This window comes from Massilia sp. ST3, from assembly GCF_018119405.1.
GTDB lineage: Bacteria > Pseudomonadota > Gammaproteobacteria > Burkholderiales > Burkholderiaceae_D > Telluria.
Window position 1 is genome coordinate 61,120 of record NZ_JAGPWC010000024.1, and the last position, 9,304, is coordinate 70,423.

General features: G+C 68.4%; 13 protein-coding genes. 8 read left to right on the plus strand and 5 right to left on the minus strand.

Annotation, left to right across the window (positions count from 1 at the left end; genetic code table 11):
* The first annotated feature begins 54 nt into the window (after positions 1 to 54).
* The 3 genes from KBW98_RS10620 to KBW98_RS10630 all read left to right on the plus strand — a co-directional run bounded on the left by KBW98_RS10620 (position 55) and on the right by KBW98_RS10630 (position 3,903).
* Positions 55 to 1,239, plus strand: a complete 1,185-nt coding sequence (locus KBW98_RS10620) for a zinc-dependent alcohol dehydrogenase (protein ID WP_211520102.1) — start codon at positions 55 to 57, stop codon at positions 1,237 to 1,239.
* Positions 1,240 to 1,248: 9 nt separating this feature from the next.
* Positions 1,249 to 1,851, plus strand: a complete 603-nt coding sequence (locus KBW98_RS10625; protein ID WP_211520103.1) for a hypothetical protein — start codon at positions 1,249 to 1,251, stop codon at positions 1,849 to 1,851.
* 189 nt (positions 1,852 to 2,040) lie between these two features.
* Positions 2,041 to 3,903, plus strand: coding sequence for a M4 family metallopeptidase (locus KBW98_RS10630; RefSeq protein WP_373888926.1), 1,863 nt, complete (start codon positions 2,041 to 2,043; stop codon positions 3,901 to 3,903).
* On the opposite strand, the gene KBW98_RS10635 is transcribed toward KBW98_RS10630, so the two are convergent.
* Both KBW98_RS10635 and KBW98_RS10640 read right to left on the minus strand, forming a co-directional pair.
* Entirely contained in the window at positions 3,875 to 4,600 is a 726-nt protein-coding gene (locus KBW98_RS10635; protein ID WP_229429111.1) for a M23 family metallopeptidase, read from the minus strand. The two genes, KBW98_RS10630 and KBW98_RS10635, sit on opposite strands and share 29 nt — an antisense overlap.
* Positions 4,601 to 4,616: 16 nt before the next feature.
* Entirely contained in the window at positions 4,617 to 5,702 is a 1,086-nt protein-coding gene (locus KBW98_RS10640) for a L,D-transpeptidase (protein WP_229429112.1), read from the minus strand.
* Between the two features lie 114 nt (positions 5,703 to 5,816).
* Here KBW98_RS10640 and KBW98_RS10645 point away from each other — a divergent pair, with 114 nt between their 5' ends.
* Positions 5,817 to 6,128 (plus strand): 2Fe-2S iron-sulfur cluster-binding protein, encoded by a 312-nt coding sequence (locus KBW98_RS10645; RefSeq protein WP_211520104.1) that lies wholly within the window; start codon positions 5,817 to 5,819, stop codon positions 6,126 to 6,128.
* On the opposite strand, the gene KBW98_RS10650 is transcribed toward KBW98_RS10645, so the two are convergent.
* Positions 6,118 to 7,023, minus strand: a complete 906-nt coding sequence (locus KBW98_RS10650; protein WP_211520105.1) for an alpha/beta hydrolase — start codon at positions 7,021 to 7,023, stop codon at positions 6,118 to 6,120. The genes KBW98_RS10645 and KBW98_RS10650 overlap by 11 nt on opposite strands.
* A gap of 148 nt (positions 7,024 to 7,171) precedes the next feature.
* Here KBW98_RS10650 and KBW98_RS10655 point away from each other — a divergent pair, with 148 nt between their 5' ends.
* Both KBW98_RS10655 and KBW98_RS10660 read left to right on the plus strand, forming a co-directional pair.
* Positions 7,172 to 7,351 (plus strand): hypothetical protein, encoded by a 180-nt coding sequence (locus KBW98_RS10655; RefSeq protein ID WP_211520106.1) that lies wholly within the window; start codon positions 7,172 to 7,174, stop codon positions 7,349 to 7,351.
* A 138-nt stretch (positions 7,352 to 7,489) separates the two neighbouring features.
* Positions 7,490 to 7,684 carry a hypothetical protein gene (locus tag KBW98_RS10660; protein ID WP_229429113.1) on the plus strand — a complete coding sequence of 65 codons (195 nt, stop codon included), beginning with the start codon at positions 7,490 to 7,492 and terminating at the stop codon, positions 7,682 to 7,684.
* Between the two features lie 9 nt (positions 7,685 to 7,693).
* On the opposite strand, the gene KBW98_RS10665 is transcribed toward KBW98_RS10660, so the two are convergent.
* Positions 7,694 to 7,963: a hypothetical protein gene (locus tag KBW98_RS10665; RefSeq protein WP_211520107.1), complete on the minus strand. Its 270-nt coding sequence runs from the start codon at positions 7,961 to 7,963 to the stop codon at positions 7,694 to 7,696.
* A 185-nt stretch (positions 7,964 to 8,148) separates the two neighbouring features.
* Here KBW98_RS10665 and KBW98_RS10670 point away from each other — a divergent pair, with 185 nt between their 5' ends.
* Together KBW98_RS10670 and KBW98_RS10675 are read left to right on the plus strand one after the other, a co-directional pair.
* Positions 8,149 to 8,286 carry a hypothetical protein gene (locus tag KBW98_RS10670; RefSeq protein WP_211520117.1) on the plus strand — a complete coding sequence of 46 codons (138 nt, stop codon included), beginning with the start codon at positions 8,149 to 8,151 and terminating at the stop codon, positions 8,284 to 8,286.
* Between the two features lie 98 nt (positions 8,287 to 8,384).
* Entirely contained in the window at positions 8,385 to 8,756 is a 372-nt protein-coding gene (locus tag KBW98_RS10675; RefSeq protein ID WP_211520108.1) for a hypothetical protein, read from the plus strand.
* A gap of 49 nt (positions 8,757 to 8,805) precedes the next feature.
* Here the strand turns inward: KBW98_RS10675 and KBW98_RS10680 are convergent, their stop codons facing one another.
* A complete protein-coding gene (locus tag KBW98_RS10680) occupies positions 8,806 to 9,021 on the minus strand; it encodes a hypothetical protein (protein ID WP_211520109.1) in 216 nt (71 codons plus the stop codon).
* Between the last annotated feature and the right edge of the window lie 283 nt (positions 9,022 to 9,304).

Below are 9,304 nucleotides of genomic sequence, written 5' to 3' on the forward strand. Positions count from 1 at the left end.
ACATCAGTCCGCCCTCCGGGGCGGACTTTGTCAAACCATTGAGGAGGAGGACTTATGCTGGCAATGAACTACCGCGGGCCCTACCGCGTCCGCGCCGACCACAAGCCCGAACCGGTCATCGAGCACCCGGGCGACGCCATCGTGCGCGTCACCCGCACCTGCATCTGCGGTTCGGACCTGCACCTGTACCATGGCATGGTGCCCGACACCCGGGTCGGCCATACCTTCGGCCATGAATTCATCGGCGTGGTACAGGAAGTCGGCTCCGGCGTGCAGAACCTGAAGGTGGGCGACAAGGTGCTGGTGCCCTTCAACCTGTTCTGCGGGTCCTGCTTCTTCTGCCAGCACGAACTCTACGGCAATTGCCACAACACGAATGCGCAGGCCACGGCGGTGGGCGCCATCTACGGCTATTCGCACACGGCGGGCGGCTACGACGGCGGCCAGGCCGAGCTGGTGCGGGTGCCGATGGCCGACGTCGGGCCGCTGGTGATCCCGCACGACATCGACGACGACGACGCCGTGCTGCTCACCGACGCCGTGCCGACCGGCTACCAGGCGGCCGAGATGGGCGACATCCAGCAGGGCGACACCGTAGTCGTGTTCGGCGCCGGGCCGGTCGGCATCTTCGCCGCCAAGTCGGCCTGGCTGATGGGCGCCGGGCGCGTGATCGTGGTCGACGAGGTCGAGTACCGGCTCGAGTTCGTCAAGCGCTACGCCCAGTGCGAAGTGGTGAACTTCCGCGAAGTGGACGACATGGCCCTGCACATCAAGAAGATGACCGACTGGATGGGCGCCGACGTCTGCATCGACGCGGTCGGCGGCGACGCGGCCGGCAGCATCGCCCAGACTCTCACCGGGCGCCTGATGAAGATGCAGGCCGGCGCGGCCACCGTGCTGCACTGGTGCATCAACTCGGTGCGCAAGGGCGGCAACGTCTCGATCGTCGGCGTCTACGGCCCGACCTTCAACGCGGTACCGATCGGCAATGCCCTGAACAAGGGCTTGACCCTGCGCATGAACCAGGCCAGCGTCAAGCGCCACCTGCCGCGCCTGATCGAGCACATCCGCGCGGGCCGCCTGAACCCGAAGGAAATCATCACCCACCGGGTGCCGCTGGAGGAGGTTGCCGAGGCCTACCACATCTTCTCGAGCAAGCTCGACAACTGCATCAAGACCGTCCTGATTCCGCCCAACGCCGACCAGGTGCGCGCGGTGTCGGCCAGCGCATTGCATTGAGGAGGGAATATGGAAACACGCCACGAGTTGACCGCACACCAGCACGCCCACGACGGGCACACACACCATGAGCACGGGCACGGCCATGTGCATGCGCACCCGCAGCAGGGCCACATCGTGCCGCGCCGTCCCTCGCCCGAGGAGCTAACGCACATCCAGGGCTGGGGCGCCGACCTCGACCGCAAGAACCGCCCCGGCGTGCCGATGGAACGCACCCCGCCGCGCTATACCGACGCCAAGGAAGGCGTGCCGGAACAGCAGCCGGAGCGGGTCGAGGTGCTGGTCTCGCCCGAGCGGCCCGGCATCACGCCGCTGTTCGGCACGGTCCAGCCGCCATCCGGCCTGTCGGGCATGATCCGGCGCGCCGCCTTCAAGACCACCGAAAGCGACCTGCGCCACTGGCTGCTCCTGCTGCTGGCGGACCGTGTCAATGTGGTCGAAGGCATCGCCGACGACCTGGCCCATGGCCACGTGCCGAACGTGTTCGCCGAGATGGGCCTGGGCGCCGAGTGGAAGCACAATCCGGCCGGACTGGTGAAGAAGGCGGCCATCGGCGCCGCCGTGGTCGGCGCCGCCTGGTACCTGCTCAACCGCCGCAGCCGCTACCGCTGACGCCGAACAAGCGTCCCTAGCGAAAGCTACGGGAAGGCCGCCCGGCCTTCGTTCACATCCTTTGCCGGCGCGCGAACCGCGCCGGCATTTCTTTTGCGTCCAAGCAAGTTCTCCACAATAAGCTCGTCCACACTGGCCGATGACCCGCGCCGCCCGAGGCCCGGACTGACCTGACCGGATGGAGACGAGATGATGCCGCACACCCCCACAAAACCGATGTCGACCCCGCGCCTGGCAGCGATGCTGGCGTCCGCCGTCCTGCTCGCTCACGGCGCCCTTGCCGCGCCGATGATGAGCCCGCCCCAGAACCTGGACGTGAAGGTGCGCGCCTCCGTCCTGGGGCAGCTGAGCGCCGGGCGCAACGCCCAGGGGCTGGACCAGGACCATTCCTACCGCGTGCTGGGGCAGCACCCCGGCGCCGGGGGCACCCAGGTGGTGCGCGCGGCGCACACCTACAAAGGCTTGCGCATCTTCGGTTCCGATTCGGTGGTGGTGCTGGACCAGAAGCAGCGCGTGGTGACCGAGACCGCCTCGCCGCGCCGCCTGCACCTGGGGCGCGGCGCCGCCAACCGCCTGGGTGCAAAAACCGCCAGCTTCGATACCCGGCCGCGGATCGCCGCCAAGGCCGCGATCGCGGCGGCGCTGGCCCACCTGGTGCCGGGCGCCGCCCACATCGTGGCGCCGCGCGCGGAACTCCTGATCTATCCGGTGATGCGCGACGAGCGCGTGCCCGAGGCCCAGGGCAAGGCGGAAGAGGAACTGAACGCGCTCGACCTGCAGGAAACCGTGGAGCGCTACCAGCTGGCCTGGCTGGTGCGCACCCGCATGCGCCTGGGCGACCAGCCGCTGTACCACGACACCGTGATCAGCGCGCGCGACGGCCAGCTGATCGACCAGTGGAGCATGCTGCAGACGGCGACCGGCGTGGGCAAGAGCCAGTACAACGGCGAAGTCCCGCTCAGCACCACCTTCACGGAGGGCACCTACCGCATGCTCGATCCGGAGCGCGGCAAGGGCGGGACCTTCGGCGCGATGGCGATCACCAACGCCAACAACGGCAGCAGCGCCGGCAAGGTCTACACCAACGACACCAACACCTGGGGCGACGGCAAGCAGTTCGTCGAGGGCGGCAGCACCACCGGCCCGAATGGCCAGACGGCGGCGGTGAACGCCATGTGGGGCCTGATGAACACCTACGATGCGTTCAAGAACGTGCTGGGCTGGCGCTCGCTGGACGGCCACGACACCGCCACCTACATCGCGGCCCACGTCAACCGCGGCTACGACAACGCCTACTACAGCGATACCTGCCGCTGCATGTTCATCGGCGACGGCACCTATTTCACCAGCCTGGGGTCGATCGACGTGATCGGCCACGAGATGGGCCACGGCGTGACGGCGGCGACGTCGAACCTGGTGTATGCGGGCGAGTCGGGCGGCCTGAACGAATCGAGCTCGGACATTTCGGGCGAGGTGGTGGAGGCTTATGCGCGCGCCGGCGGCAAGGGCGATGTCATTCCCGACGAAGGCAACGACTGGATGCTGGGCAAGGAGATCAGCCGCAACGGCACGCCGCTGCGCACCATGATCAAGCCGAGCAAGGATGGCAGCAGCATTGATGCCTGGAGCCCGAGCCTGCGGCGCCTGGACGTGCACTACAGCAGCGGCCCGAACAACCGCATGTTCTACTTCCTGGCGCGCGGCTCGGAAGCCGACAAGGCCAGCGACGCCTACAGCAAGTACCTGGTGAAGCAGCCGGCGGCGATGAGCGGCATCGGCACGGACAAGGCGTTCCGCATCTGGTTCCATGCGAATACCACCAAGTTCACGTCCAGCACCAACTACGCGGACGCGCGCGCCAAGATGCTCCTGTCGGCCGAGGAGCTGTACGGCAAGGGCAGCCGCGAAGCGGTGGCCGTGCAGCGCGCCTACGCGGCGATCAATGTCGGCGCCGACGTGGATGAAAGCGCGGACGAACTGACGGACGAACCGCTCGCCGAGCCGGCGCCGCCAGACGACGCGCTCAGTTCGTCAACAGTGGAAACGGATTGAGCGGCGTGCCTTTCCACCACTGCTTTTCGGGCGTGAGTTCGACCACGGCGAAGTGCAGGTGGGGCGCGTTGGGGTCCGAGTTCCCGGTCACGCCGACATAGCCCAGCACGTCGCCGCGCTTGAGCACCATGCCTTCCTTCAGGCCGTCCGCATAGCGGTCGAGGTGGGCGTAGTAATAGGCGTATTTTTCGCCGGGATCGAACTGGTAGACGGTGAGGCCGCCTGGCTTGCTGGTAAACAGCTTGACGACCTTGCCGTCGCCGGCGGCCACCACCGGCGTGCCCTTGGCGGCCATGATGTCCAGCGCCTCATGGTGGCGCTGGTTGCCGCGCGGCTGGTCGAAGGTGTCGGTCAGGTCGGCCGTCTTCACGCCCTGCACCGGCACCAGCAGCTTGGCCGGGATGGCGGAGGATGCGCCCGGCGTGGCGTTGGCCGCCGACAGGGCGCCGGACGAAGGACGCATCGGCAGCTCGGTCTCGGCCAGGTCCGTCTGGACCACCGAGCCTCCCTGGCTGTCGGGGCCAGGGGCCGGCGCTGTCCCGGGCGCCTGCACGGGCGCCTGTGCGGGCGCCGGGGCGGGCGGCGGCGGGGCGGCCGCCACCACCGGCGCCGGTTCATCCGGCACTTCGTTCAGGAACACGAACAGCACCCCGGCGCCGACCAGCGCGCCGGCCAGGAAGGTCATCAGCCATTTCATCACGTCCTCCGTTGGGTCAGTCCTGCAATACCACCTCGGTACCCGCCGCCACCAGGTTCGCCACTTCGGCGGCGCTCCAGTTGGTCAGGCGGATGCATCCATGCGATTCGGTCTTGCCCACGTGGGCCGGGACCGGGGTGCCGTGGATGCCGTAGTGGGGCTTGGACAAGTCGATCCAGGCCACGCCGACCGGGTTGTTCGGCCCGGCCGCGATCTTGGCCTTCTTGTCGCCCGGCTCGGCATCCCAGAACAGCTTCGGGTTGTAGTGATACACCGGGTTCGGGTGCACGCCTTCGATCTTCCAGGTGCCGATCGGCAGCGGGTCGTACTCGCTGCCGGTCGAGGCCGGATACTGGGCCAGCAGCTGGCCGCCGGCGTCGTACAGCTGCAGCACCTTGGGGCCGTCCTTGACGACCACCTTGGCCGCTTTCGGCAGCGGAGATTTGCCGACGATGTTCGGCACCAGGATCTGCTCGCCCGCGCTGGCCAGGCTCTTGCCCGGGTTGAGGCGCTCGATCAGCTTCGGGCTGGCGTGGAATTTCTCGCCCAGGCCTTCCGCCGCGCTGGCGTAGCCGAGGGCCGGCAGCGAGGCCTTGGCCATCATGTCTTCCGGTACCGGGCGGAAGGGGCCGGCGACGTCGGCCTCGACCAGGGTGTAGGTGAGCAGGGTGGGGCTGTTGTCGGCGTTGAGCGCGTTCCAGGTCGCTTCGTCGAGCTTGCCGGTGACCGGCAGCTTGCGCGCCGCCTGGAAGCTGTTCAGGGCCTGGCGCATGTTGGAACCGTAGGCGCCGTCGATCTCGCCCGGCGAGAAGTGGGCGCGGTCGAGCAGCACCTGGGCGCGCAGCAGGCGCTCGAACTGGGCTTGCTTGGCGTTGGCCGGGGCCTGTGCTTGCGGCGCCAGGGCGGTGCCTTGCAGGGCCGGCGCGGCCAGGGTGGCCTGGGCCGGTGCGTTCGGCGTGGCCGGGGCCGGCGTGGCAGGTTGCGCCGGCGCCGCGGCTTGCGCGGCCGGCGCCTGTGCGCCGTCGCGGGCAGCCGAAGCCGCAAAGGGAAGGGCGCCCAGCAGGGCGGCGATGATCAGGGGAGCGGTATGCTTGTTTTTCATAATGGATTCCTGCCTCTTGCTTTCTGGAGATTCCAGCGTAGAGGGGCGCCCCGTCCGAGTCTGTGCGACAACGAACTCAGCATGCTGGCGGGCAGGGCGCTACAATCGGCGCCCATGTCCTCCACCATCCATACCATCAGCCTGCAGCCAAGCGGAGAAACGTTTCCCGCGGACGAGGCGACCACCCTGCTGCGCGCGGCCGAGGCGGCCGGCCTGGAGCTGCCCAGTTCCTGCCGCAACGGCACTTGCCGCACCTGCATCTGCCGCCTGCTCAGCGGGCAGGCGGTGCACCTGATCGAATGGCCGGGGCTGTCGGCCGATGAAAAGCGCGAAGGCTATATCCTGCCCTGCGTGGCGGCGGCGCGCGGCGACCTGGTGCTCGAGGCCCCGCTGGCGCGTAGAAGGGCGCCGGTCTTCACGGAGTGAGGCCGAGCGCGTTCTCGATCACGCGCAGCACCTGCGGCCAGGCGGGCGAGGTGGCGGCCACTTCGTCGTAGTGGCTGGCCTCAGGCAGGATCACGGCCTCGGCGCGGTCGCCGGCGTCTCGCGCGCGGGCCGCGTATTCCTGCGCCACGCGTGGCGGCGAAATGGTGTCTAGCGCGCCCGTGACCAGCCAGGTGCGGCTGCCGTTCGGCAGCAGCTCGGCCGCATTGGTGTCTGTGAATACGTCCGGCCGGCCGGGACCCGGTTCGCCGGCCAGCTGGGCGGTGCCGCGGCCGCAGCTGGACTGGATCAGGGCGGCTTCGCGGCGCAGGTCGGCCAGGCCGCCCAGGCTCACGATGTTCGGCACCGGGAGTGGGTCGGCGCGGTACAGCGGACTGCCTTGCGGGATGCGGGCGCGCCCGGCGATCCACTGCACCAGCTGGCCGCCGGCCGAGTGGCCGACCGCGACGATGCGCTGCAGGTCCAGCGGCCGGGTGGCCGCCTGCGCGCGCAAGGCCTCGAGGGCGGCATGCATGTCCTGGTACATGCCGGGATAGCCGCCGCCCGGCTCGTCGACGCGCCGGTATTCCACGTTCCAGACCGCGATGCCGCGCGCCGCCAGCGCGCCCGCCATGTTGCGCAGCTGGGTGATGCCGCCGAACTTGCTGGTCCAGCAGCCGCCATGCACCAGCACCGCGACCGGCCAGGGCGCCTTGCCGGCGCCGTCCGGCGGCAGGAATAGCTCGGCGTACTGCGAGGGCGCCGGTCCGTAGGCGACGCGGGCGCTAGGCGCGGGGCCGTTCAGCGCCAGGTAGTCGGCCAGCTTCATGGGGGCGGCGGCCTGGGCGTGCAGGCCGGCGGCAAGCAGGGACATCGGGAGCAGGCGAAGAAGGGACATGGGTGCGTGAAAGGGTGCGGATGGTCGGAACGCCACTATAGCCGAGCCGCATGGTGGGCGCACGATTGAGCGGCCCGCCGAGCGACCCGCTGGACGCATCCATGCTAGGCTGCGCACGACACCCACGTTTTTGATCAGGAGGCAGACGATGAGCAATTCGAAATCCACCGGACAGCAGAACGAGCAGTCGGCGAACAAGTCCAAGGAGCAGGAGGACAAGGAACGCGCCGGCGTGAGCGACAAGAGCAGCCACGACCACATGTCGCGCGAACGCGCCAGCACCGACAAGGGCGCAGGCGGCGGCGCCAAGCAGAAGCAGAACCACTAGGTTGGCAGGGGAGCGCCACGCTCCCTCGCGGCGGGCGCCCGCCCGCCACCGCGGCACACCGCGAGGCGGATACCCGCCTTCCACGCATCGTGCGCCGCGCCGCACCGGCGGCGCATGACTTTCTAGGAGAGGCCCACCATGAACATGCTCACGGCGCAGGACCCTCTGCGCGATTTCACCGCCATCGAGGCGCACATCACACCGGAACCCGATACCCCCACCGATCCGAAACAGCCGCCGCCCCAGCCGCCGGTGCCGGACGACGTACCCGATCCGGTCAACGCGCCGGTCGAAGAGCCGCGCCTGCCCGAACCGCCGATCCGGGCAAGCTGAATCAAGCTGTCACGCGCCGGAAGCCTGGCGGTTGCCGGGCTCCCCCTGCGGGCTGCCGGCGCCCGTGTCCTTCCCCTTTCCAGTGTCGTCCTTGCCGGCTTCGTCCTGCTGCCTGCTGCCTTCGTCCGCTTGCCGGTTCGAGGGCGGCAGCGGCGGTATCTCGCGGATCATCTCCTCGGTTTCATGCTGGCCAGGGGACTTTTCGCCGCTGCCGATGTCGGCTTCGTCGAAGATCCCGCGCCGGCTGTTGGGCGGGTCCGCCTTGGTCGGATCGTTCATGCTGTGCTCCGGTAAAGTTGTCAATGTCGTATGATCCTAGCAGGCCCCCATGGGGTCCGGCGCGCGCTAGGACCGGCCGGCGGTGTTGCTTTTCTGGCGTCGCGGTCTTTGGTGTGTTCGCTGTCACATGGCCGTCATGACGGGTTTTCTATAATCAGAGCCATAACACGCCACCGCAGGAGGAGATGATGGGTTCCACTTTGTACAACAAGATCTACCTGGGCCGCGGGGCCATCGAAACGCGCCGCATGCAGCTCGCCATGGCCCTGGGCCTGGCCGCCAGCGTCGGTCTGGGATGGATGGCCCTGCGTTCGCTGCGCTAGTTTTCGCCTCGCCGTTTGCGCGGCCTGGCGCGACACGAAGGTTGCCGCCGGCCGCCGCCGGGGTTACCATGTCGCGCCCTGGTTAAATGAAAGCGGTAATGAAGAACGAAAAGCTGACGACGGACGAATACGACGCGCTCGAACTGGTGCGCCGCGGCGCCAAGAATGACACGTCGACGGCCTGCGTGGGACGCAATGCCAAGCGTCTCTCGGGCCTGAAGATGATCGAATACAGCCGCGACGGCCGCATCGCGCTGACGAAGAAGGGACAGGAGGTGCTGTTCCTGCGCCGCTGCGTGATCGCGCTGCGCGCGCTGGCGGAGAATCCGGGGGCGGAGGTCGACCACGAGGTGCTGCAGTTCCTGCAGCTGAAATCGCACGTCGCCGGACAGGAAGGCGGCGGCTATGCGCTGACCGAGAAGGGGCAGGAGTCGCTGGCGGACATCGCCCAGCAGGAAAAGAAACGCTAAAGGCAGGAAGCCCGGCGCGCAAGGCCGCCGGGTCATATCATGCCCCCGCTTAGTTCGCGCGGCGGCGGTGCGGGTAGACCAGCACGCGGACGGCCACTTCGGCCGGCACATTCATCGTCGCCAGGAATTCGGCGGCGCGCTGCAGGCCCAGCGTTGGCACCGACGCGATCGCCTGGTTGATCAGGTCGCGCGTGCGGATATCGGTGCGCTGCCTGCGCTGTGCGGCTTCGGCCGCGGCGGGCAACTCACGCGTTTCGTTCATCATCGTATTCTCCGGACTCGGGATTGCAAAAGAGACACGGGTATTGTATCGCCAATGATGTCGTATTGGCCATAAAAAGTTATCCCGAGTTAATTATTTTTTCCGTGGGAATTTTCTAGGGTGGACGGGGCTCCCGTCCACGCGTCCAACCGGCCATCGCGTTGGCGCATCACCGTCGCTTGAACGCGTGGACGGTAGAGCCGTCCACCCTGCGGGTTGCGGATGTAGGGTCGGGGGGGGGGGGGGGGGGGGGGGGGGGGGGGGGGGGGGGGGGGGGGGGGGGGGG